General features: G+C 60.7%; 24 protein-coding genes. 10 read left to right on the forward strand and 14 right to left on the reverse strand.

Going from position 1 to position 23,599, the window contains the following annotated elements; genetic code table 11:
- Positions 1 to 3: 3 nt before the first annotated feature.
- The gene (locus K5K89_RS24620; RefSeq protein WP_071489166.1) at positions 4 to 594 is read right to left on the reverse strand and encodes an NAD(P)H-dependent oxidoreductase; all 591 of its coding nucleotides are present in this window, start codon (positions 592 to 594) and stop codon (positions 4 to 6) included.
- 120 nt (positions 595 to 714) lie between these two features.
- Entirely contained in the window at positions 715 to 1,479 is a 765-nt protein-coding gene (locus K5K89_RS24625) for a sulfite exporter TauE/SafE family protein (RefSeq protein ID WP_222540421.1), read from the reverse strand.
- A gap of 82 nt (positions 1,480 to 1,561) precedes the next feature.
- Here K5K89_RS24625 and K5K89_RS24630 point away from each other — a divergent pair, with 82 nt between their 5' ends.
- Positions 1,562 to 2,452 carry a LysR substrate-binding domain-containing protein gene (locus K5K89_RS24630; protein WP_222540422.1) on the forward strand — a complete coding sequence of 297 codons (891 nt, stop codon included), beginning with the start codon at positions 1,562 to 1,564 and terminating at the stop codon, positions 2,450 to 2,452.
- Here the strand turns inward: K5K89_RS24630 and K5K89_RS24635 are convergent.
- Positions 2,398 to 3,804 (reverse strand): amino acid permease, encoded by a 1,407-nt coding sequence (locus K5K89_RS24635; RefSeq protein WP_222540423.1) that lies wholly within the window; start codon positions 3,802 to 3,804, stop codon positions 2,398 to 2,400. The two genes, K5K89_RS24630 and K5K89_RS24635, sit on opposite strands and share 55 nt — an antisense overlap.
- A 166-nt stretch (positions 3,805 to 3,970) precedes the next feature.
- On the reverse strand, positions 3,971 to 5,221 hold the full coding sequence (gene kynU, locus K5K89_RS24640; protein ID WP_222540424.1) for a kynureninase: 1,251 nt from the start codon (positions 5,219 to 5,221) through the stop codon (positions 3,971 to 3,973).
- A gap of 144 nt (positions 5,222 to 5,365) precedes the next feature.
- On the opposite strand from kynU, the gene K5K89_RS24645 reads away from it, so the two are divergent.
- Positions 5,366 to 5,839 (forward strand): Lrp/AsnC family transcriptional regulator, encoded by a 474-nt coding sequence (locus K5K89_RS24645; protein ID WP_003176072.1) that lies wholly within the window; start codon positions 5,366 to 5,368, stop codon positions 5,837 to 5,839.
- Between the two features lie 122 nt (positions 5,840 to 5,961).
- On the opposite strand, the gene catA is transcribed toward K5K89_RS24645, so the two are convergent.
- From catA to K5K89_RS24660, 3 genes are read right to left on the reverse strand one after another with little or no spacing between them, the layout of a single operon-like run.
- Positions 5,962 to 6,891: a catechol 1,2-dioxygenase gene (gene catA, locus K5K89_RS24650; RefSeq protein WP_222540425.1), complete on the reverse strand. Its 930-nt coding sequence runs from the start codon at positions 6,889 to 6,891 to the stop codon at positions 5,962 to 5,964.
- Positions 6,892 to 6,932: 41 nt separating this feature from the next.
- Positions 6,933 to 7,223 carry a muconolactone Delta-isomerase gene (gene catC, locus K5K89_RS24655; RefSeq protein WP_071489159.1) on the reverse strand — a complete coding sequence of 97 codons (291 nt, stop codon included), beginning with the start codon at positions 7,221 to 7,223 and terminating at the stop codon, positions 6,933 to 6,935.
- A gap of 12 nt (positions 7,224 to 7,235) precedes the next feature.
- Positions 7,236 to 8,363, reverse strand: a complete 1,128-nt coding sequence (locus tag K5K89_RS24660; RefSeq protein WP_071489158.1) for a muconate cycloisomerase family protein — start codon at positions 8,361 to 8,363, stop codon at positions 7,236 to 7,238.
- 114 nt (positions 8,364 to 8,477) lie between these two features.
- On the opposite strand from K5K89_RS24660, the gene K5K89_RS24665 reads away from it, so the two are divergent.
- A complete protein-coding gene (locus tag K5K89_RS24665) occupies positions 8,478 to 9,353 on the forward strand; it encodes a LysR family transcriptional regulator (RefSeq protein ID WP_016974899.1) in 876 nt (291 codons plus the stop codon).
- A 132-nt stretch (positions 9,354 to 9,485) separates the two neighbouring features.
- Here K5K89_RS24665 and K5K89_RS24670 read toward each other — a convergent pair whose 3' ends face one another.
- Entirely contained in the window at positions 9,486 to 10,466 is a 981-nt protein-coding gene (locus tag K5K89_RS24670; RefSeq protein WP_071489157.1) for an AraC family transcriptional regulator, read from the reverse strand.
- Positions 10,467 to 10,777: 311 nt separating this feature from the next.
- On the opposite strand from K5K89_RS24670, the gene antA reads away from it, so the two are divergent.
- From antA to K5K89_RS24690, 4 genes are all read left to right on the forward strand, one after another.
- Positions 10,778 to 12,169 (forward strand): anthranilate 1,2-dioxygenase large subunit, encoded by a 1,392-nt coding sequence (antA, locus tag K5K89_RS24675; RefSeq protein ID WP_222540426.1) that lies wholly within the window; start codon positions 10,778 to 10,780, stop codon positions 12,167 to 12,169.
- The gene (gene antB / locus K5K89_RS24680; protein WP_092249435.1) at positions 12,169 to 12,660 is read left to right on the forward strand and encodes an anthranilate 1,2-dioxygenase small subunit; all 492 of its coding nucleotides are present in this window, start codon (positions 12,169 to 12,171) and stop codon (positions 12,658 to 12,660) included. Before antA ends, antB begins: the two co-directional genes overlap by 1 nt.
- 83 nt (positions 12,661 to 12,743) lie before the next feature.
- Entirely contained in the window at positions 12,744 to 13,751 is a 1,008-nt protein-coding gene (gene antC, locus K5K89_RS24685; protein ID WP_222540427.1) for an anthranilate 1,2-dioxygenase electron transfer component AntC, read from the forward strand.
- Between the two features lie 71 nt (positions 13,752 to 13,822).
- A complete protein-coding gene (locus tag K5K89_RS24690) occupies positions 13,823 to 15,226 on the forward strand; it encodes an amino acid permease (RefSeq protein WP_071489153.1) in 1,404 nt (467 codons plus the stop codon).
- A 97-nt stretch (positions 15,227 to 15,323) separates the two neighbouring features.
- On the opposite strand, the gene kynA is transcribed toward K5K89_RS24690, so the two are convergent.
- Complete coding sequence (kynA, locus tag K5K89_RS24695) at positions 15,324 to 16,181, reverse strand: tryptophan 2,3-dioxygenase (RefSeq protein WP_071489152.1); 858 nt, start codon at positions 16,179 to 16,181, stop codon at positions 15,324 to 15,326.
- Positions 16,178 to 16,828, reverse strand: coding sequence for an arylformamidase (gene kynB, locus K5K89_RS24700; RefSeq protein ID WP_071489151.1), 651 nt, complete (start codon positions 16,826 to 16,828; stop codon positions 16,178 to 16,180). Before kynB ends, kynA begins: the two co-directional genes overlap by 4 nt.
- Before the next feature lie 375 nt (positions 16,829 to 17,203).
- Between kynB and K5K89_RS24705 the strand changes: the two genes are divergently transcribed.
- Entirely contained in the window at positions 17,204 to 17,548 is a 345-nt protein-coding gene (locus tag K5K89_RS24705) for a cupin domain-containing protein (protein WP_010206533.1), read from the forward strand.
- Positions 17,549 to 17,596: 48 nt separating this feature from the next.
- Here the strand turns inward: K5K89_RS24705 and mmsB are convergent, their stop codons facing one another.
- Together mmsB and K5K89_RS24715 are read right to left on the reverse strand one after the other, a co-directional pair.
- A complete protein-coding gene (mmsB, locus tag K5K89_RS24710; RefSeq protein WP_071489150.1) occupies positions 17,597 to 18,484 on the reverse strand; it encodes a 3-hydroxyisobutyrate dehydrogenase in 888 nt (295 codons plus the stop codon).
- Positions 18,485 to 18,498: 14 nt separating this feature from the next.
- Positions 18,499 to 20,016: a CoA-acylating methylmalonate-semialdehyde dehydrogenase gene (locus tag K5K89_RS24715; protein WP_016974890.1), complete on the reverse strand. Its 1,518-nt coding sequence runs from the start codon at positions 20,014 to 20,016 to the stop codon at positions 18,499 to 18,501.
- A 129-nt stretch (positions 20,017 to 20,145) separates the two neighbouring features.
- Here K5K89_RS24715 and K5K89_RS24720 point away from each other — a divergent pair, with 129 nt between their 5' ends.
- Complete coding sequence (locus K5K89_RS24720) at positions 20,146 to 21,093, forward strand: LysR family transcriptional regulator (RefSeq protein WP_071489149.1); 948 nt, start codon at positions 20,146 to 20,148, stop codon at positions 21,091 to 21,093.
- Positions 21,094 to 21,419: 326 nt separating this feature from the next.
- Positions 21,420 to 21,710, forward strand: coding sequence for a DUF3077 domain-containing protein (locus tag K5K89_RS24725; protein WP_071489148.1), 291 nt, complete (start codon positions 21,420 to 21,422; stop codon positions 21,708 to 21,710).
- Positions 21,711 to 21,755: 45 nt separating this feature from the next.
- Here the strand turns inward: K5K89_RS24725 and K5K89_RS24730 are convergent, their stop codons facing one another.
- Together K5K89_RS24730 and K5K89_RS24735 are read right to left on the reverse strand one after the other, a co-directional pair.
- Positions 21,756 to 22,703: a LysR substrate-binding domain-containing protein gene (locus K5K89_RS24730; protein WP_222540428.1), complete on the reverse strand. Its 948-nt coding sequence runs from the start codon at positions 22,701 to 22,703 to the stop codon at positions 21,756 to 21,758.
- Positions 22,703 to 23,551, reverse strand: coding sequence for an EamA family transporter (locus tag K5K89_RS24735; protein WP_071489146.1), 849 nt, complete (start codon positions 23,549 to 23,551; stop codon positions 22,703 to 22,705). The genes K5K89_RS24730 and K5K89_RS24735 overlap by 1 nt, the downstream gene beginning before the upstream one ends.
- Between the last annotated feature and the right edge of the window lie 48 nt (positions 23,552 to 23,599).

Below are 23,599 nucleotides of genomic sequence, written 5' to 3' on the forward strand. Positions count from 1 at the left end.
AGCTTACACCGAGAAATTGAACACCTGCGCCAGATGCTGCTCGTAGCGCGCTACATCAGCGTCGATGGCCGGGCGTTTCATCACGTCCACGCACAGGAACGTCGGCAGGCCGGTCATGCCGAGGAACTCGTTGGCCTTGTGGAACGGGAAGTACACCGCGTCCACGCCCTTGGCTTCGAAGAAGTCGGTCGGGTCATCGAAGGCTTGCTGCGGCGCGTTCCAGGTCAGCGAGAGCATGTACTGCTTGCCGTGGATCAGGCCACCGCTGCCGTACTTCTGCGAGGCATCGGAACGGGTGCGACCGTCGCTGGCGTACAGGCTGCCGTGGCCTTCGGTGAAGACTTCGTCGATGTACTTCTTGACGATCCACGGCGCGCCCATCCACCAGCCGGGCATCTGGTAGATGATCACATCCGCCCAGAGGAACTTGGCCACTTCTTCGGCCACGTCGTAGCCTTCGTCGATGTGGGTGACCTTGACGTCGATGCCCGCACGGTCCAACGCCGCCACGGCGGTGTCATGCAGGGTGGTGTTGTAGCGGCCATCGGAGTGGGCGAATTTCTTGCCGCCGTTGAGCAGGAGGACTTTTTTCATGGGAGGGTATCCAGAGGGGTTAACAATGTCTGCCGGCAGGCTATCGACATCGGCCCCTCGGAATAAGCGGTGGTGCGGCAAAATACATTTGACCAAAAGGCACGAATTACCCGCGCATTGTTAACCGCTGATCAGCAGATGGGCGCCCAGCAACGCCATGCCGATGAAAAATACGCGCTTGAACAACACCGCACTGATGCGCTGACGCACCGCCTGGCCCAACCACATGCCCAGCAGCGCCGGCACCAATGCCAACAATGAAGCATTGATCTCCCCACCTCCGAGCGTGCCGTCCAACGCCATGCCGGCAGCGAGCGCCAGGGTCGACACGGTGAAGGACAGCCCCAGCGCCTGCACCAACTGATTGCGGTCCAAGCCCAGGGCTTGCAGATAGGGCACGGCGGGGATCACAAACACACCGGTCGACGAGGTGATGATGCCGGTGATAACACCACACAAAGGGCCCAACCAGCGTTCGGTTCGAGGCTTCACCTTGAACGCGGGCAGGAACAGCCCGCTCACTGCATACGCTAGTAACGCCCCGCCCAACGCATGGCCTACCCATCGCCCTCCACTCAGGCCCAGCCACAGCGTGCCAAACCCGGTACCGAGAAAGATCAGCAACAGCATCGGCCACAGGCGTTTGAGCAACGCATTCAGATGGCCACCGAACGCCAGTTGCCACAGGTTGGTGATCGTCGACGGGATGATCAGCAACGCTGCAGCCTGCGTCGGTAGCATAGCCAGACCGAGCAACCCCATGGAGACTGTCGGCAAGCCCAGGCCAATCACACCCTTGACGGTGCCGGCGAGCATGAAGGTGCCGATCACCAGCAGTGTCATGGCTGGGCCGATATCTTGGTAAAACGCGAGGAATGTATTCATGGGGTGATAGTGCGGTTTTTCGATGAGGTCGAAAATTCGCCATATACTGAGGCAGACTCTTGTTTTGCCAGAGGCTGGTGCCATGCACTTTGACCTGATGGACCTGCGCCTTTACCTGCATATCTTCGACACAGGCAATATCACCGCTGGAGCAGCCCGCAGCCACTTGTCCCTCGCGGCTGCCAGCGCCCGCATCCGAGCGATGGAGGCTTCGCTGGGCATCGAGTTTCTTGAACGTGGCCGCCGTGGCGTTACCCCAACGCCCGCAGGCAAGGCCCTGGCCCGCCACGCCCGCCTGTTGCTGCAACAGGCCGAGCATCTGCGCCAGGACCTCGCGGAATACGCCAACGGCATCAAGGGCCAGGTGCGCCTGCTGTGCAACACCACGGCCCTCAGCGAATACCTGCCGGAGTTGCTGGCGGACTTTTTGCGTGAACACCCCAACCTCGGCATCGACTTGCAGGAACTGCCAAGCCTGCGCATCACCCAGGCCTTGCGCCAGGGCACAGCGGACCTCGGGATCATTTCCGACGCGGTAGACACCCACGGCTTGCAGACCCTGCCGTTTCGCAATGACCCGCTGGTGCTGATCACACCGCTGGATCATCCGTTCACCGCAGGGAGCTTTATCGATAGCCTGCAACACGACTTTGTGGGCCTCGCCGCCCACAGCGCGTTGACGGTTTACCTCGAAGAACAGGCATTGCACGCAGGTTTCCGTCTGCAAACACGCATCCGCACCGAGGGGTTTGACGGAGTGATCCGTATGGTCGCCCGCGGCGCCGGCCTGGGTATCGTGCCCCGGGCGGCACTGGAGCGCTGGCCGCTGGCATCCAGTTTCAAGGTCCACCCCCTGCAAGAAGAATGGGCCTGCCGGAAGCTGCTGTTATGCGCGCGCTCGTTCGAACTCCTGCCCGGTTACGCCAAGGCCTTGCTCGACGCCTTGGCCCTGCCCTTGCGGAAAAACCCGTAATACACCACTGACAGAATCAGCAGGAACGGCACGCCAAACACCAGCGTCATCTTGAACGCCTCGGTGAAATACGTGGTAATCATCACCGCGCCCATCAGCACCAGGCCCAGCAAGGTGCTGTAGGGAAACAAGCGCAGTTGGAACGACAGCTTCGGTCCGCCGTGGCGCTGGCGGTAGCGACGGAAGAACAGGTGCGTAAGGAAGATCATGAACCAGGTGAAGATCGCGCCGAACATCGAGATTGCCATCATCAAGGTGAACGAACTTTCCGGGTACACCACGTTGAGCAACGTCGCCAGGGCGATGCCCGAACTGGACAGCAGCAACGCGTTCAGCGGGATGCCGCTCTTGCTCAAGGCGCCCATGGCCTTGGGCGCGAAGCCGGCACGGGACAGGCTGAACATCATGCGGGTGGTGATGTAGAGCTGGCTGTTCATGGCCGACAACGCTGCGATCAAAATCACGAAATTCATCACCCCGGTGGCGCCGGGAATGCCGATGGTCTGCATCACCGTGACGAAGGGGCTCTGGGTCTGCCCGGCCTGGTTCCACGGCACGATGGCCAGCATCAGCGCCAGGGTCAGCAGGTAAAACACCACCAGGCGCACGATGGTCGCACGGAAGGCTTTCTTCACCGCCTGTTCCGGATCGGCCGCTTCACCGGCGGCCACGGCGATCATCTCCACGCTCAGGTAGCTGAAGATCGACACGATCACGGCGATCCACATGCCACTCAGGCCATGGGGGAAAAAGCCGTCGTGGGCCGTGTAGTTCTGCACGCCGTACTCCCGGTTGCCGGAGCCGAACACCACGTACACGGCGAGGATGATGAAGCCGACGATGGCGCTGATCTTGATCGTCGAGAACCAGTATTCGAAGTTGCCGAAGGTCTTCACGCTGATGGCGTTGAGCAGGATCAGCACACTGGAAAACGACACGATCCACACCCATTCCGGCACGTTGGCGAACCAGTACTTCATGTACATCGCCACCGCCGTGACCTCGGCGCCCACCGCCAGCACAATCGCCGCCCAGTAGGCGTAGCGCACCAGGAAACCGGCCAGCGGGCTGATGTAGAACTCGGCATAGGCGCCGAACGAGCCCGAGGTGGAATGCGCCACCGTCATCTCCGCCAGGCAGCCCATCAACAGCAGGGTGATCAACGCGCCGATGGCGTAGCTCACCAGCACACTGGGCCCGGCATACCCGATAGCGTACGCGCTGCCCATGAACAGCCCGGTGCCAATGGCGCCACCGATGGCAATCATGCTCATCTGGCCGGAAGTGAGCTGGCGCCGCAGGCCCAGTTCGCGGTGGGTGATCTCGGCAAAGCCGGTGTCTGGCGTAGTCACGTGGTGTGCCCCTTTATTATTGTGATTGCACTGTTTATTAACTGTTGTCACAGATTCCCTGTGGGAGGGGGCTTGCCCCCGATAGCGGTGGATCAGTCAACGCTGTATTGGCTGGCACACTGCAATCGGGGGCAAGCCCCCTCCCACATTTTTATCTGCGTTGTGGTCAGGTCACGCTGTTGCGGACTTTGAATTGCGGTTGGTCCCAGGTGCGGTTGTCGAGGATTTCGCCCAGGATTTCCACGGCATCAAACACCTCGGTAAAGCTTGTGTACAACGGCGTAAACCCAAAGCGCATGATGCGCGGCTCGCGGTAGTCACCGATCACGCCACGGGCGATCAAGGCCTGGATCACCGCGTAGCCTTCGGGGTGTTCAAAGCTCACATGACTGCCGCGCCGGGCGTGTTCACGCGGGGTGATCAGCACCAGTTCATGAGCAGCGCAACGTGCTTCGACCAATGTGATAAACAGATCGGTCAACGCCAGGGACTTGCTGCGCAGACTCGCCATATCGGTCTGGGCGAAAATCTCCAGCCCGCATTCCACCATCGCCAGCGAGGTGATCGGTTGGGTGCCGCACAGGTAACGCGCGATACCCGCACTCGGCGCGTAGTTCGATTCCATGGCGAACTGCCGGGTGTGGCCGAACCAGCCCGACAACGGCTGGCGCACCACATCCACCAACGCCGGGTTGACCCACACAAACGCCTGGGAGCCCGGGCCGCCGTTGAGGTACTTGTAGGTGCAGCCAATCGCATAATCGGCACCGGCCTGATGCAGGTCGATGGGCACCGCGCCCGCCGAGTGCGCCAGGTCCCAGATACTCAGCGCGCCGCACTCATGGCTCAGGGCAGTCAGCGCCTGCATGTCGTACATGTAGCCGGTCTTGTAGTTGACGTGGGTGAGCATCACCACCGCCACGTCCTGGTCGATGGCCTGGGGCAATTCGTCCGGACTGTTCACCAGGCGCAGGGCATAGCCCTGTTGCAGCAGCTCGGCCAGGCCCTCGGCGATATACAGGTCGGTCGGAAAGTTGCTCGCCTCGCTGACGATCACCTTGCGGTGCGGTTGGCGCTGACGCTGCACGGTCAACGCGGCGCTGAGCACCTTGAACAGGTTGATCGAGGTGGTATCGGTGATCACCACTTCACCGTCGCCCGCGCCGATCAACGGCGCCAGGCGGTTACCCAGGCGCTGGGACAGGTCCGCCCAGCCGGCGCTGTTCCAACTACGGATCAGGCCATTACCCCATTCTTCGGCAATCACTGCCTGGGCTCGTGCCAACGCCGTCAACGGGCGTGCGCCAAGGGAGTTGCCGTCGAGGTAGATCACGCCCTCCGGCAACGCAAACTGGCGGCGCAGTGGCGCCAGCGGATCTTGTTCGTCGAGGGCTAGGCAGTGGCTTCGCGTGGTCATGGGCTGTCCTGGTTTTTATAGGTAAGAATGGACCAAATAATGAACGAACTTTTAGAGAATTTTCGTGCAAAGTGGCGGGTAACAGGCTAATTAAGCTGTAGGAAATTCGAATTTAACCCCCAAACACGCGGATTTATTCTAACCATGATTCTCGACGCCACCGACCTGCGCCTCCTGCATTTCCTGCAGCAGGATGGCCGCATCAGCAACCAGGAACTGGCCGAAAAAGTCGCGCTGTCGCCGTCCGCGTGCCTGCGCCGTCTGCGCCTGCTGGAGAGCGAGGGCATCATCAGCGGTTACCGTGCGGTGCTGAATGCGGAGCAGTTGGGGATTGAGCTGGAGGCCATCGTGCACCTGTCGTTGCGCCAGGATGTGGAGGATTGGCACGAGACGTTCATCAAGAAGGTGCAGGGCTGGCCGGAGGTCGCCAGCGCCTACGTGATCACCGGCGCCAGCAACTATGTGCTGCGGGTGCAGGCGCGCAACCTCAAGCACTTTTCGGACTTTATCGTGAACCATCTGAACCGCACGGCGGGGGTGATGGATATCCGTTCGGAGATTGTGTTGCAGAAGATCAAGGATCGGGATGAGGTGCTGGACTTGGTGGTACGCAAATAACCACGCCACCACAATACCCTGTGGGAGGGGGCTTGCCCCCGATAGCAATGGTTCAGCCAATTAATATATTGGCTTCACCGCCGCCATCGGGGGCAAGCCCCCTCCCACATTTTGAATCGCGTTTAATCTTCCAGAGCGCGGACTCGTTGCATGCGTTTCTGCTCCACCGGCGCATCCGCTACCTGCAACGCAAAGTCAAAATCAATCTGCGCAAACCGCCCCTCCACGCCAAACTCCCGCGCCAGTTGCGGGTCGTCGCAGAAGCGAATCTCGGCGATCAACTCATCCCGCGTCGCATAGGCAAAGTCGTCATGCAGGTACGGGTCATCCGACAGGTTGATCTGCGTGGTCAGGTGCCGATGCCCCGGCGCCGAGATGAAGAAGTGGATATGCGCCGGCCGCTGCCCGTGGCGCCCGAGCTGATCCAGCAGTTGCTGGGTCGGCCCGGTCGGTGGGCAACCGTAGCCCGACGGCACGATACTGCGGAACCGGTAGTTGCCCTGGGCATCGGTCTCGATGCGTCGGCGCAGGTTGAACTCCGATTGCGTCGGGTCGAACCACGAGTAAGTACCGCCCGTATTGGCCTGCCACACGTCCACAATCGCCCCGGCCAGCGGTTTGCCGTTGGTATCGCGCACCTGCCCGCGCATGAACAGCGGCACCGCATCGTCCTTGCCATCATCCAGCCGCGCCTCGTACTTGCTCAACGGCGCCCCGGCCACATACAGCGGGCCTTCAATGGTGCGCGGCGTGCCGCCGGATTTGCCGGCTACCTCGTCGGCAGCGTCCATCAGCAAATCCAGGTAATGCTCAAGGCCCAGCCCGGCGGCGAGCAATCCGGCTTCCTGGTGCTTGCCCAGCTCGTTGAGGTAGTTGACCGCCTTCCAGAACTCTTCCGGGGTCACTTCCAGGTCTTCGATGATGTTCACGGTGTCGCGCAGGATCCGGTAGATCAGCGCCTTGGTGCGCGGGTTACCAGCGTCGTTGAGGTTGCCGCTGGCTTCTTCGAGAAACTGTTGGGCATGGGCAGTCTGGGACAGTCGGATGGACATGGTGCATTCCTCATCTTGTAGTTATTGGTCTGGAAACCGGCCTAGCGGTCGTCGTCATGGATCGACGACGGGTGCCGGCACAGGGCGTTCACTTCGATGGCCATATAGGGGAACAGCGGCAGTTGCATCAGCAGGTCATGCAGTGCCTGCACGCTGTCGACATCGAACACGCTGTAGTTGGCGTAGTGCCCGGCGATGCGCCACAGGTGGCGCCATTTGCCTTCCTGTTGCAGGCGCTGCGCCAGGGCCTTTTCATCGGCCTTGAGGCGGGCTGCGCGCTCGGGGTTCATGTCGAGCGGCAGGTTCACGGTCATTTTTACGTGGAACAACATGGCAGGCGCCTCTTAGTGTTTGTCACGACGCAAGAACGCTAGGCGCTCTTCATCGATGGCCAGGCCCAGGCCCGGTGCGGTGGAGATATGCAGCTGGAAGTCGCGGTACACCGGCGGCTCGGTGAGGATGTCTTCGGTGAGCAGCAACGGGCCGAACAGCTCGGTGCCCCACACCAGTTTGTTCAGCGTAAGGAAGGCATGCGCCGACGCCAGGGTGCCGATGCCGCCTTCGAGCATGGTGCCGCCGTACAGGCCGATACCCGCCGCTTCGGCAATCGCGGCGGTGCGCAGCACGGCACGTGGGCCGCCGTTCTTGGCGATCTTGAGGGCGAACACCGACGCCGCGCCTTCGCGGGCCAGGTTGAACGCGTCCTCGACGCACTCGATGGATTCATCCGCCATGATCGGCGCCGGACTCGACAGGTTGAGCCGCGCCATACCGCCACGGTTATTGCGCGAGATGGGCTGTTCGATCAGGTCGATGCCGTTGTCGCCGAGCACCTGGCACGCCCGCAGTGCCACCGCTTCGTCCCAGGCCTGGTTGACGTCGACGCGCACACTGGCGCGGTCGCCCAAGGCCTTTTTGATCGCGATCACATGGGCCAGGTCGTGGCTGACTTCACCGGCGCCGATCTTCAACTTGAAGAGGCGGTGGCGGCGCAGGTCGAGCATCTTTTCGGCCTCGGCAATGTCCTGCTCGGTGTTGCCGCTGGCCAGGGTCCAGGCCACCGGCAGCGCGTCGCGCACACGCCCACCGAGCAGTTCGCTGACCGGCAGGTGCAGGCGTTTGCCGAGAGCGTCGAGCAAGGCGCTTTCGATACCGGACTTGGCAAAGGTGTTGCCACGGATGCTGCGCTCCAGGCGCAACATGGCAGCGTTGATATTACTGGCGTCCTGGCCGATCAGCAGCGGCGCGAAGTGGCGGTCGATGTTGACCTTGATGCTGTCGGGGCTTTCATTGCCATAGCTCAAGCCGCCAATGGTAGTGGCTTCGCCGATGCCTTCGATACCGTCGGCGCAGCGCAGGCGGATGATCACCAGGGTCTGGTTTTGCAGAGTGTGCATCGCCAGCTTGTGCGGGCGAATGGTGGGGAGGTCGACGATGATCGTGTCGATCGACTCGATGGGGCAAATCGGCATGGCTATACCCGTTGGGTTATTTATAGGTTTTAGCCGATTCTGTGCCGTATTTTTCAAGGCTTCCAATATAGAATGGGTCTCGCACAATACCCTGAAGGTATGAAAGGAGCCGTCATGGAACTGCGTCACCTGCGCTACTTCCAGGTGCTGGGAGAGACCCTCAACTTCACCCGCGCCGCCGAACGCCTGCACATCGCCCAGCCGCCATTGAGTCGGCAGATCCAGCAATTGGAGGATGAACTGGGCGTCATTTTGCTTGAACGTGGCCGACCGCTGCGGCTGACCGAGGCCGGGCGGTTTTTTTATGAACACGCCAACGTGCTGCTGGAGCAATTGAACAAGGTCTGTGACAACACCCGGCGTATCGGCCAGGGCGAGAAGACGTGGCTGGGCATCGGTTTTGCGCCGTCGACCCTGTACGGCGTGCTGCCCGAATTGATCCGCCGATTGCGTACCCATGAGGCGCTGGAGCTGGAGTTGGGGCTGTCGGAGATGACCACTTTGCAGCAGGTCGAAGCGCTCAAGGCCGGGCGCATCGACGTGGGGTTCGGGCGAATTCGCATCGATGACCCGGCCATCGTCCAGCGCGTGCTGGTGGAGGACCGGCTGGTCGCCGTGCTGCCTGCCGGTCACCCGTTGCTCGATGCGCCCGCCACCCTCGCCCAACTGGCCGCCGAACCTTTTGTGCTCTACCCCGGCAACCCACGCCCCAGCTACGCCGACCATGTGATCGCGCTGTTCGACGCCCATGGCTTGAGCCTCAAGGTGGCGCAGTGGACCAACGAGTTGCAGACCGCCATTGGCCTGGTCGGCGCCGGCATGGGCGTGACGCTGGTGCCCGCCTCGGTGCAGGTGCTGCACCGCGCGGACATCGGCTATACACCCGTTGTGGAGGCCACGGCGACCTCGCCGATCATCCTTAGCCGACGGGTGAATGACCAGTCGCCAGGGCTCAGTCATTGCCTGCAACTGGTGGAAGAGCTCATCTGATTTATCCCAAACACTACAAACCCCTGTGGGAGCTGGCTTGCCTGCGATAGCGGTGGGTCAGCTGGCACATCAGCTGACTGACACATCGCTATCGCAGGCAAGCCAGCTCCCACATTTGGATCTTCATTGTATTCAAAGGCTGCGCAGGCGCTTGCGCTGCAGGGTTTGGCTAGGGGACTCGTCGAACAATTTTCGATACTCCGCCGAAAACCGCCCCAGGTGGGTAAAGCCCCAGCCCAGGGCGATCTCAGAGATGGTACGGGTAGAGCCGTGTTCAAGGATTTCCTGGCGCACGACGCCCAGCCGGTACTTCTTCAAATAGGCCATCGGCGACAACGCAAAGTATTTGCGAAAGGCATCGAACAGCTTGAACCGCGACACCCCCGCAGCGGCCTCCAGGTCCTCCAGGTGCACCGCTTCCCGAGCGTTGTCATGGATGTACTGCCGCGCACGGATCAGATAATGCGGCAGTTTCACGCCCAGGACATCGCGCAGTTCTTCAGAGTAGTTGTTCGGCTGCGCCAGGATCAGGCCCTTGATCAGCGAGCTTTCCAGGTCGCGGGTAAAAGCGGCCTGCTCGTATAACTCGCTGCCATGCTCAAGCTCGGCGATGAAGTAGCGCGCCATGCGCCACCACGACGCCGAAGCGCCGTCCACTGCGTCCATCACCGACTCAAAGCGCAGCGGCGCCTCAATCGGCCGTTGCAGCAAACCTTCCAGCGATTCACTCATCGCCGCCCGCGTGATCACCACCTGCAACTTGCGGCAATCGCCGGAGATCGCCAGCACCTGATGCTCATTGGGCGAGATGATCACGCCCTGGTCGCGGTTGGAACTCAGGCGCTCACCGTTCTTGCTCAACTCCTGTTCGCCCACCAGCGGCAGGCTCAGGCTATAGCTGCTGAAATGCTCGGCGTCTTCGATGTCGATGGTCACGTCGGTGCCGTATTCGATCACCCCCAGGGTGGTGGCGCGGGACTTGAACACGTTGGCGCTGTGGTGAAAGCGCAGGCGCTCCGGCGTATTGGTGGCCAGGCGATGGGGCCCGCAAATGCCCGACATCCAGCTGCGGGCGCCTTCCAGGTCGAAGCGTTGAATCGTTTGGCTGCTCATCAGGTGCACCCACGGCGGTTAGGCTGTTGCGCGCTCTGGCGGCGCGTCGTTGTTGTTCGACAGCAATTAATGCGCCACGCCGGCGCAATGACCAGCGGGTGGATAGCAAGGGTCGACTAAGTGGATAAGACCCCGGCTTTTGCGACCACTGCCCTGCAAGACAGTAGCGCATCCCGTCACCGCTGCGCACCGGGTTGGGTATTTGCTGCCCAATTATCCGGCGCAGGTTCCCCCACTAAGCGGATAGCCCGCGCCCTGCCCCACTGCCTCTAATAAACCACCGATCAGCCCCTATCAAAAAGGTGCCTCCCATGAGTGGTGCAAGAAGCGTCGAGCACTGGAAAACGTTTATCGAAGGTTGCCTGGACTTTCGCCCGGTGGATGAAGTATTCCGCATCGCCCGCGACATGTTCACCGAGCCGGAACTGTTCGATCTGGAGATGGAACTGATCTTCGAAAAGAACTGGATCTACGCCTGCCACGAAAGCGAACTGGCCAACAACCACGACTTCGTGACCCTGCGCGCCGGGCGCCAGCCGATGATCATCACCCGCGATGGCGAAGGGCGCCTCAATGCGTTGATCAACGCCTGCCAGCACCGCGGCACCACGCTGACGCGGGTCGGCAAAGGCAACCAATCCACGTTCACCTGCCCGTTCCATGCCTGGTGCTACAAGAGCGATGGCCGGCTGGTGAAGGTCAAGGCGCCGGGGGAATACCCGGACGGTTTCGACAAGGCCACGCGCGGCCTGAAAAAGGCGCGCATCGAAAGCTACAAGGGCTTTGTGTTTATCAGCCTGGACGTAAATGGCAGCGACAGCCTGGAAGATTTCCTCGGCGACGCCAAAGTGTTCTTCGACATGATGGTCGCGCAGTCCGCCACCGGTGAACTGGAGGTACTGCCGGGCAAATCCGCCTACACCTACGACGGCAACTGGAAGCTGCAGAACGAAAACGGCCTGGACGGTTATCACGTCAGCACCGTGCACTACAACTACGTGGCCACCGTGCAGCATCGCCAGCAGGTGAACACCGAGAACGGCACAGGGGCCGGCAGCACCCTGGACTACAGCAAACTCGGCGCCGGCGACGCCAATACCGATGACGGCTGGTTCGCCTTCCACAATGGCCACAGTGTGCTGTTCAGCGACATGCCCAACCCCAGCGTGCGCTCCGGCTACGCCACCATCATGCCGCGCCTGGTGCAGGAGCACGGCCAGCAGAAGGCCGAGTGGATGATGCACCGCCTGCGCAACCTGAATATCTACCCGAGCCTGTTCTTCCTCGACCAGATCAGCTCGCAGCTGCGCATCATCCGCCCGGTGGCGTGGAACAAGACCGAGATCATCAGCCAATGCCTGGGGGTGAAGGGCGAGTCCGACGCCGATCGCGAGAACCGCATCCGCCAGTTCGAAGACTTCTTCAACGTGTCGGGCATGGGCACGCCGGATGACCTGGTGGAGTTCCGCGAAGCCCAGCGCGGGTTCCAAGGCCGGCTTGAACGCTGGAGCGACATCTCACGCGGCAGCCACCGCTGGGCAACCGGGCCCACGCCGAACAGCGAAGCCATCGGCATCCAGCCGGCCATGACCGGCACAGAATTCACCCATGAAGGCCTCTACGTGAACCAACACCGCAACTGGCAGCAGTTCCTGCTCAACGGCCTCGATCAACAAGCGCTGAAATTGCGGGAGGTGAAATGATGAATGCCCCATTGCAGTACCGCATCGAACAGTTCTTCTACCGCAAGTCCGAGCTGTGCGACGCCCAGGACTGGGACGCCTATGTGCAGTTGTTCGACCCGCAGAGTGAGTTCCACTTGCCGCAGTGGGACTCGGAACACGTCTACACCCGCGACCCCAAGCGCGAAATGTCGCTGATCTACTACGCGAACCGTTCGGGCCTGGAAGACCGCGTGTTCCGTTTGCGCACCGGCAAGGCGGCGTCGGCCACACCGATGCCGCGCACCCTGCACATGATCAACAACGTGCGCGTTGCCGAGCAGGCGGATGGCACGCTGGAGGTGCGACTGAATTGGCACACGCTGTTCTATCGCCTGGCCACGTCGGAGCAGTTTTACGGCCACGCCACCTATACCCTGAAACCGGAAGGCGACAGCTGGTTGATCACCCGCAAGCATGCGCTGCTGCTCAACGACACCATTAACTCGGTGCTGGATTTCTATCACCTCTAGCAGCGACCTTTTATGGCACAGGGGTTTGTGGCAACCGGGCTTCTTGTGGCGAGCGCACGTTATAAATATGCGGAGAGCAACACATGAATCACAAAGTGGCCTTCAGTTTTGCCGACGGCAAGACCCTGTTCTTCCCCGTCGGCGCCAATGAAATCCTGCTGGATGCAGCACTGCGCAACGGCATCAAGATCCCGCTGGATTGCCGTGAAGGCGTGTGCGGCACTTGCCAGGGCCGTTGCGAATCCGGCGACTACAGCCAGGATTATGTCGACGAAGAGGCCCTGTCCAACCTCGACCTGCAACAGCGCAAGATGCTCAGTTGCCAGACGCGGGTGAAGTCCGATGCGACGTTCTACTTCGACTTTGATTCGAGCCTGTGCAATGCGCCGGGGCCGGTTCAGGTCAAGGGCACCGTGAGCGCGGTGGAGCAGGTGTCGGCCAGCACGGCGATCCTGCAGGTCCAGTTGGATCAGGCACTGGAATTCCTGCCGGGCCAATATGCACGCCTGTCGGTGCCTGGAACGGACAGTTGGCGCTCGTATTCCTTCGCCAACCTTCCGGGCAATCAATTGCAATTCCTGGTGCGCCTGCTGCCCGATGGGGTGATGAGCAACTACCTGCGCGAGCGTTGCCAGGTGGGTGATGAACTGGTGATGGAAGCACCACTCGGCGCTTTCTACCTGCGGCACGTCTCCAAACCCTTGGTGCTGGTGGCGGGCGGCACCGGGTTATCGGCGTTGCTGGGCATGCTCGATGAACTGGCCGCCAACGGCTGCGACCAGCCCGTGCACCTGTACTACGGCGTGCGTGGCGCAGAAGACTTGTGCGAAGCGGCGCGCATCCAGGCCTACGCCGCGAAAATCCCGGACTTTCGCTACACCGAAGTGCTCAGCGCGCCCTCGGACGAATGGCCCGGCAAGCGCGGTTACCTCACCGAGCATTTCGACCTGGCCGAATGGCGGGACAGATCGGCGGATATGTACCTGTGCGGCCCCCCTCCAATGGTCGAATCCGTCCAACAATGGCTGGCGGATCAGGCACTTGATGGCGTTCAGCTGTATTACGAAAAGTTCACGCAGAGTAATATCTGACCCTCAGCACTTCTGAGGGGTAGATGCGGCGTGCACTCCACCCTGAGAAAAACAAGTAGAAGGGAATGTTAATGGCGGATGACATGGTTAACCCGGTGGGCCTCAAGCGTGGCCTGAAGAACCGGCACATTCAGTTGATCGCCTTGGGAGGGGCGATCGGCACGGGGTTGTTCCTCGGCTCGGCCGGGGTACTCAAGTCGGCGGGGCCGTCGATGATCCTGGGCTACGCGATTGCCGGTTTTATCGCATTCCTGATCATGCGCCAGCTTGGCGAGATGATCGTCGAAGAGCCGGTGGCCGGTTCCTTCAGCCACTTCGCCCACAAATACTGGGGCGGCTACGCGGGCTTCCTGGCCGGCTGGAACTACTGGGTACTCTACGTGCTGGTAGGCATGGCCGAACTGACGGCGGTGGGCAAGTACATCCAGTTCTGGTGGCCGCAGATCCCGACCTGGGTCAGTGCGCTGGTGTTCTTCGTGGCGGTGAACCTGATCAACACCCTCAACGTGAAGTTCTTCGGTGAAGCCGAGTTCTGGTTCGCGATCATCAAGGTGGTGGCGATTGTCGGCATGATCGTGCTCGGTTGCTACCTGCTGTTCAGCGGCACCGGCGGCCCGCAGGCGTCGGTGAGCAACCTGTGGAGCCACGGCGGGTTCTTCCCCAATGGCGGCATGGGGCTGTTGATGTCCATGGCGTTCATCATGTTCTCCTTCGGTGGCCTGGAGTTGGTGGGCATCACCGCCGCCGAAGCCAGCGAACCGCGCAAGGTCATCCCGAAAGCGATCAACCAGGTGGTGTACCGCATCCTGATTTTCTACGTCGGCGCATTGACCGTGCTGTTGTCGCTCTACCCATGGGACCAACTGCTGCAAACCCTCGGCGCGTCGGGCGATGCCTACAGCGGCAGCCCATTCGTGCAGATCTTCTCGCTGATCGGTAACGACACCGCCGCCCATATTCTCAACTTCGTGGTGCTGACCGCGGCGCTGTCGGTGTACAACAGCGGCGTGTACTGCAACAGCCGCATGCTGTTCGGCCTGGCCGAGCAAGGCGATGCGCCCAAGTCGCTGATGAAGTTGAACAAGCAAGGCGTGCCGATCCGCGCCCTGGCGATTTCGGCCCTGGTGACGATGCTGTGCGTGGTGGTCAACTACGTCGCACCGAAGAGCGCGCTGGAGTTGCTGTTCGCGCTGGTGGTTGCCTCGCTGATGATCAACTGGGCGCTGATCAGCATCACCCACATCAAGTTCCGCAAGGCCATGGGCGAACAGGGCCTGACGCCGTCGTTCAAGACCTTCTGGTTCCCGTTCAGCAACTACCTGTGCCTGGCGTTCATGGTGATGATCATCAGCGTGATGCTGGCGATTCCGGGCATCAGCGAGTCGGTGTATGCGATGCCGGTGTGGGTGGGGATTATCTACATTGCCTATCGGCTGCGGGTTCGCAGAAGTCACGCGATAGTCAACGCGCAGTGATGCCTGTGGGAGGGGGCTTGCCCCCGATAGCGGTCTATCAGTACCCGATGTACTGACTGACACTGCCATCGGGGGCAAGCCCCCTCCCACATTTTGTTTACAGCGTGGAACGTACTCGCCACAGTTCTGGGAACAGCACGGTATCGAGCATCTTGCGCAGATACCCCACACCCTCCGTACCGCCGGTACCGGGCTGGAAGCCGATAATCCGCTCCACCGTCGTCACATGGCGGAAACGCCACTGACGGAACGAATCCTCCAGGTCGATAAACTTCTCGGCCAACTGATACAAATCCCAGTAACGCTTCGGGTCGCGGTACACCTCACGCCACGCCGCCTCCACGGACTCATCGTGAACCGTCGCCGCCGTCGGGTCGCGCTCGGCCCGCTTTGGATCAATCGCCAGGCCCGCCTTGATCATCAGGTTGATCGCCTCGTCATACAGCGACGGCGTGGCAATTGCCACTTTCAACTCGTTCAACAGTTCCGGCCGATGGGCATGGGGCCGCAACAGCGCCGCGCTTTTATTGCCGAGGATAAATTCGATCTCGCGGTACTGGAATGACTGGAACCCCGACGACTGCCCCAGGAACGGGCGAATCGCCTTGTACTCCGAGGGCGTCATCGTCGCCAGCACCGCCCAGGCGTGCACCAGTTGATCGAAGATCCGCGACACCCGCGCCAGCATCTTGAACGCCGGTGGCAGCTCGCCCAGGCGTACATGTTCGCGGGCGGCCTTGAGTTCGTGGAGCATCAGCTTCATCCACAGCTCCGAGGTCTGGTGCTGGATGATGAAGAGCATTTCGTTGTGGTCCGGCGACAACGGGTGCTGGGCGCTGAGGACTTTGCCCAGGTCCAGGTAATCGCCGTAGCTCATGGACTCGGAAAAATTCAGTTCGGCGTTATGCCATTCTTCGGGCGGCTGATAGTCAGCAGAGAAGGGACATTGGCTCATCGCGTGGGCTCCTTGAGCGGGCGGAGAATGGCGCGGACAGGGCTCGCGTCGAGGTTGGCAAAGCGCAGCGGCAGGGCGATCAGTTCGTAATCGCCCTCGGGGACGTCATCGAGCACGATGCCTTCGAGAATCGCCATGCCATGGCGCGCCACGGCGTTGTGGGAATCCATGGTCTTGGACTGCTGCGGGTCCAGCGAGGGCGTATCGATGCCGATCAAGCGCACTCCGAGGCTGGCGAGCAACTCGATGGTCTGCGGGGCGATGGCGGTGAAATTCGAATCCCATTCGGTCAGCGGCGCTTGTGGATAAGTACGCAGTAACACGCGCTCCGGCAAGTTATCCACACGGCCTTGAAGTTGGTGCGGCTGTATAAGCGCACCGCTGTCCAGGCAATGCAGCACGCGGCAAGGCCCCATGTACACATCCAACGACACCTCACCAATGGCCGCGCCGTCCGCGCTGTAATGCAGCGGCGCATCCACGTGGGCGCCGGTGTGCGGCGACAAGGTGATGCGCCCGACATTCACTGGACACTCCGGGCCGAACTGCCACACGCGCTCTTCCTGGAACGGCGTATCCCCCGGCCAGGTCGGGGTCGCCGTACTCAAGGGCGGGCTGATATCCCACCACGTTTTTATTGGGTTCATTTCAAGGCTCTCGGCGGTTACTGGGGTGAATGATACGAGGGCCGGCTGCGAATTTTCTTGCGAATTCTGGCGTGAAGCGGGAAATCTTTCGCACTTACTGCGAAGAACGGACGAGAAATCGCACAAATATATCGTCCGGATGCGTCACCGTGCCCTGTGGGAGCCGGGCTTGCCCGCGATGACGGTGGCACTGCTTGCATCTTCATAGCCTGACACTCCGCTATCGCGGGCAAGCCCGGCTCCCACAGGGGTTCGCGGTAATTTCCGGATCATCACACCGCTGCGCTTCTGGGCATCCCGATGTCGAGTTCAGACCACTGACGCAACGCCCTAGGCCTTAGGGTGCATCCTTCCATTCCCTTCCTCGGAGTCATCATGTCCAAGCCCATCACCGTACTGCGCGACACTCATCCCCTGCCGGTCCTGGACGCGTGCAAATGGGAAAAACTCGAAGGCGACCCGCACACCGTCAACCTCAACGCCTACACCAGCGAAGACGGCAGCAAGATCATGGGCACCTGGATCTGCACCCCGGGCAAGTGGTACGTGGACTACGTGAAGTGGGAATACTGCCACTTCCAGGAAGGCTACTGCATCATCACGCCGGAAGGCCTGGAGCCGATTCACTTGCGAGCTGGGGATATCTTCGTGGTGGAACCGGGGATGAAGGGGACGTGGGAAGTGGTCGAGACGGTGCGTAAATATTTTGTGTTTGCTTGAGCCGCAAAAACCCGGGAGCCCACTATTAGCAGGCTCCCGGAACCGCCCCTACTTGGGTTTGCGATAGCTATTGATGATCGCCGAGAAGTCCTTGCCCCCTTCCCCACGCTGGCTCATCGATTGATACAACTGCTGGGCCACAGCGCCCAGAATCACGGGTTGCTTGGCCTGACGTGCAGCCTCAGTAGCCAGGCCCAGGTCCTTGAGCATCAGATCGGCGCCAAACCCACCGGTATAACCACGGGACGACGGCGCGGTTTCAATCACACCCGGCCACGGGTTGTAGGTATCGGAACTCCAGCAGCGCCCGGTAGAGCTATTGATGATGCCGGCCAGCACCTGGGTGTCGATGCCCAGCGCGTCGCCCAGCGCCATGGCTTCGCTGACGCCGACCATGCTGATCCCCAACAACAAGTTGTTGCAGATCTTGGCGATTTGCCCCGTGCCCACCTCACCGCAGTGCACGATGTTGCGGCCCATCTGCGCCAGCACCGGTTGCAGGGTGGCGAACAGTTCCGGGGTGGCGCCGACCATGAAGGTCAGCGTCCCTGCGGCGGCGCCGCCAGTACCGCCAGAAACGGGCGCGTCGGCCATCACCACACCGTGTTTGGCGGCGGCAGCGGCGACGTCACGGGCAGTTTGTGGGTCGATGGTGCTGCAATCCACCGCCGGTACGCCTTTGCCGATACCGGCAAGTACACCGTCATCATTCAGCCACACGCTGCGCACATGGGCGGCGGCGGGCAGCATGGTGATCACCAGCTCAGCGCCGGTGGCCGCATCACGCGGCGAATCGCTGATGGTGCCACCCAACTCGGCCAGTTCCTTGAGCACCGCCTGGTTCAGGTCAAACAGGTTCAGCGCATGGCCGGCCTTGATCAGGTTGCGGGCCATGGGTGCGCCCATGTTGCCCAAGCCGATAAATGCAATCTTCATGATCGTCTCCCGGATCAGCGCAGGTTGATGGTGGTGTTGACGCCATCGTTGACCGTGTCGTCATCGAACCAGCGGCTGGTGACGGTCTTGGTCTGGGTGTAGAACTGCACCACTTGCTTGCCATATGGGCCGAGGTCGCCAAGCTTGGAACCACGGGAACCGGTGAAGCTGAAGAACGGCACCGGCACCGGGATCGGGATGTTGATGCCGACCTGGCCTACATCGATTTCGCTCTGGAACTTGCGCGCCGCCGCGCCGCTCTGGGTGAACAGGCCGGTACCGTTGCCGAACGGGTTGGCGTTGACCAGGGCGATGGCCTCGTCGAGGGTCGCGACCTCCAGCACCACCAGCACCGGGCCGAAGATTTCCTGGGTATAGATCTGCATGTCGGTGGTCACGCCCGAGAACAGCGTCGGGCCGACAAAGTTGCCTTGCTCGAAGCCCGGCACCTTGATGTCGCGGCCATCCAGCTCCAGCTTGGCGCCCTCTTTCACACCGCTTTCGATCAGCTCCAGAATGCGTGCCTTGGCACGCTTGGAAATCACCGGGCCGACATCGGTGCCGGCTTCGCTCCCCGCATTGACCTTGAGCTTTTGCGCCAGCGCTTTCAGGTCCGGCAGCCATTGCTTGGACGCGCCCACCAGCACCACCACCGAAGTGGCCATGCAACGTTGGCCCGCCGCACCGAAACCGGCGCCGACCAGGGCATTGAGGGTGTGTTCACGGTTGGCATCCGGCAGCACCACGGCGTGGTTCTTGGCGCCCATCATCGACTGCACGCGCTTGCCGTGTTTGCCGGCCAAGTCGTAGACGTGAGTGCCCACGGCGGTCGAGCCCACGAAGGACACGGCCTTGATGTCTTTATGAGTGCACAGCGCATCCACCACATCCTTACCGCCGTGCACCACGTTGAGCACGCCAGCCGGCACGCCAGCTTCCAGCGCCAGCTCGACGAGCAGCATGGTCGACAGCGGGTCCTGCTCGGAGGGCTTGAGGACAAAGGTGTTCCCGCAGGCGATCGCCATCGGGAACATCCACAGCGGAATCATCGCCGGGAAGTTGAACGGGGTAATGCCGGCGCACACGCCGATGGGTTGGCGCAGGGTGTAGGTGTCGACGCCACCAGCGACGTTTTCAGCAAACTCGCCCATTTGCAGGGTGCCGATGGAGCAGGCGTGTTCCACCACTTCCAGGCCACGGAAAATATCGCCCTCGGCATCGGCAATGGTCTTGCCCTGCTCGTTGCTGAGGACCACGGCGATGCGCTTGGAATGTTCGCGGATCAAGGCTTGCAGCTTGAGCATGATGCGCATGCGCGCGCCGATCGGCGTCAGCTTCCAGGTCTGGAAGGCGCGGTGGGCAGCATCGATGGCAGCGTTGACTTCATCGGCAGTGGCGAACGGGACTTTGGCCAGCACCTCTTGGGTAGCCGGGTTGACGATGTCTTGCCACTCGGTGGTCTTGGACTCGACCCACTCGCCGTTGATCAGCAACTTGACCTGTTGCACGGAAATATCGGCAGATGCGTTCATGTGGTCTCCAATCTTATATTTATGCAGAGACAAGGCGCGTAACCGCCTTGGGAAATGAGGCGTTCGGACTGTTTTTGGAGTATAGATGTGCAAATCTCTAATAAGAACGCACATAAAAGCCGGACCAATATGCAAAAAAACATCACGTCCCTGGGCTCCCTCAACTGGGATGACCTGAAGTTTTTCCTCGAAGTGGCCCGCACCCGCAAGGCCAGCGTGGCCGCCAAGCGCCTGGCGGTGGACTACACCACCGTGTCGCGGCGCATCAGTTCGCTGGAAGTGTCGCTCGGCACCCTGCTGTTCGAAAAATCCCGGACCAACGGCTTCGTACTCACCAGCGAGGGCCAGCGTTTGCTGGGCTATGCCGAGTCCATCGAAAGCACCCTGCACATGGCCTGCGAACAAGTCTCCGGCTCCGGCGTGGCGTTGTCCGGCCACGTGCGCATGGGCTGCACCGAAGGGTTCGGCAGCTTCTTCGTCACCCCGCAATTGAGCCACTTCGTCGACACCTACCCGGCCATCTCGGTAGACATCCTGCCCCTGCCGCACTTCATCAGCCTGTCCAAGCGCGAAGCCGACATCGTCATCGCCCTGGAACGCCCGGAACACGGGCCGTATGTGTGCTGCAAACTGTGCGACTACAAATTGCAGCTGTACGCGACCCAGGAATACCTCGATCAACACCCGCCGATCCGCAAACCAGTGGACTTGGCCGAGCATCCGTTTATCAGCTATGTGGATGACTTGGCGTTCAGCTCGGAGCTGCTGTACCTGGCAAACGTAGTGCCCGGAGCCAGCGCCAGTTTGCGCAGTACCAGCGTGATTGCGCAGTACGTGGCGGCGCAGCAAGGGCGGTCGATGGCGATATTGCCGTGTTTTTTGGCGGCGCAGGATCCACGGTTGTTACCGGTGCTGGGGGAGCAGATTTCCATCACTCGCCAGTTCTGGATGTATTGCCGGGAGGATCTGAGGAAGTTGAAGCGGATTACGTTGTTGTGGGACTACATCAGGGAGGTGACGGAGCAGAATCAGGGGCTGTTGATGGGGGAGACCAGGGAGATCAGGTTCGCGGATTAAAGGGCCATCAACGATGATTCGCTTTAATTTGCAGGACGTTTCCTAGAGACTCTCTACCCCATTGCGCCTTACCGTTTGGGTCACTAGCCTCCTGACTTCGCTGCTCATCAGCGATCGGGTTTAGCGACTCGGATTAGTTGGGATGTGATGCCAAAGTATTGCCAGGCTTTTTACCTGTCTCTACCATTTTATGGCGGCTGTACGCGGGAGACCTTCGGGTCTGCCGGGTTCCCAAATTTACCGGTTCGCTAACCCGTGTACAGCTGCCACCTCTTCATGTTTAGCGACATGCCGTGGTGACCCCTACTGCAAATTTGGGAAACATCATGTCAAAAATCGTCCCCGATCCACCGCTTTCCTCCATCACTACCCTCGGCGTAGTCACCTTCGGCGACTACGGCGAAAACGAAAAACCGCTGTTCCGCGTCAACGCCGGCATGCCCATTGAGGAAGCGCTGGAGCACGCCTCCACCCTGCTGTTCTACTCCAAGAAACTCGCGATGGAAGCCGCCATGGATGTACGCGGCGAGCAATACGCGTGGGCCGCGCATTACCTGTGTGAGATGGGCAAAGCCGTGGTCGATGACCTCACGCAAGCGATGACACCGGGCCGTTAAGCGAACACCGCTCGAATGCGGGAGGAGCCCTGCTCCTCCCAACATTTAAACGACGGTAGTCCCGGCTATTTGTGGATACCGAGCCCGAACTTCGCGCAGGAACTCACCCGCACGGTTTTTGAGCCATTCAATCAGACGCGCAATATCCGGCTCTGACTGCCGCCCATTTCGACAAATGATGTAGTAGGCCGCTGGGGACATCATCACTGGGCTTTTCAACGCAACCAATGCACCGTTTTCCAATTGGTCATACACCAACGCAGTCCTGCCCAGCGCAATCCCTGCGCCCTTTACCGCCAGACTGATCGCCAGGCTCGAATCCGGAAAGCGCGGCCCATGGTGATAAGGCGGCGTCGGCAGGCCCTGAAACGCAAACCAGCTTTCCCACCCCGGACACACCTGATCGTCCACCCTATGAATCAGCGGGTATTGGGCGACATCCTCCGGCGCAATATCCCCCTTCGGCCTTAGAAATTCCGGCGAGCAAACGGGGAACACCGCGTCACGCATCAGCAGTTCAACATGATGATCCGGGTAATCGCCATACCCCATCACCACCGCGACATCGTATTGATGCGCTTCCAGACTGGTGCTGTTGATGTCGGCGCTGGTCAACACCAGATCAAGGTTGAACGAAGCCTCAGTGTGAGAGCCGTGCATCCTGGGGATCAGCCATGTCGAACAGAGCGAGGACGTGCATGAGAGGTACAGCGGACGGGACTTTGCGGGGTTGAGTGAATGCAAGACCCCATCCAGCGCCTTGAAAAATCCGTCGGTGACTGGCAACAAAGCCTGCCCTGCGGACGTCAGCTTGACGCCGCGCGAATGCCGCTCAAACAACTGCACGCCCCACCATTCCTCCAGGCCTGCAATTTGATGGCTGATGGCGCTGGCGGTGAGGTTAAGCTGCGACGCCGCACGCGCAAAGCTACCGGTTTGCGCAGCGCTGACGAACGCTTGAAGCATCGGAGTGGGAGGCGGACGCTGGGCCATCAGGTGCTCACTTTGATCAAGATGATCCCGCAAACAATGACGAATGCCGACAGCATCCGTCGCCAACCAAACTGTTCGTGGAAGAACAGCGCGGCAATAATGGCGCCGATAATAACACTGGTTTCCCGCAGCGCTGAGACCTTGGCCACCGCGTCCAGCGACAATGCAAACAACACCAATCCGTAAGACGCCAGGTAAAAAACACCGCCCAACAGGCCGACTCGCCAATGCCCACGTATCGCTCGCATCAAGGCCAAACGCTCCCTGGAAAACGCCAGAACCGGGATCGGAATGCTCTGGAATACCGTCAGGTAGATGATGTATTGCAACACCGTTTCACTGGCTCTCACGCCTTTGGCGTCCACCACCGTGTAAGCCGCGATAAACGCCCCGGCACACACCGCCATCAGGATCGGCTTGAGCATCTGCGCCGTCATCCTGCGCACAAAGGTCAGGCTGATAATGCCTACACAAATCAACACCACACCCGCCAGCACCTCGCGTGACAACTGCTCATGCAACAGAAAGTAGGAAAATAAAGCGACCAGTACCGGCGGTATCCCACGCATCACCGGGTACACCTGCCCGAAATCTCCCGCTTCGTAGGCTTTGATCAGAAATAGCCGATAGACCGTATTGAGTCCCACGGAGACGAGGATGTAGCCCCACACCTCCAGGCTCGGCACGCTGACAAACGGCAACGCCAAAAGGCATATCACCAGGGCGGTGCCATCCACCATGGCCAAGGTCATGAAGCGACTGCTGCCGGCGCGGACGACAGCGTTCCAAGTGGCGTGCATGAAGGCTGAGATCAAGACCAGCGTGATCGCGATATCGGAGTTGTCCATGGGGCTCGGCTTATGGCGGATAGTAGAGGATGTACGCTATGGGCATCG

The sequence above is a fragment of the Pseudomonas sp. DR208 genome, assembly GCF_019823005.1.
Classification (GTDB): domain Bacteria; phylum Pseudomonadota; class Gammaproteobacteria; order Pseudomonadales; family Pseudomonadaceae; genus Aquipseudomonas; species Aquipseudomonas extremorientalis.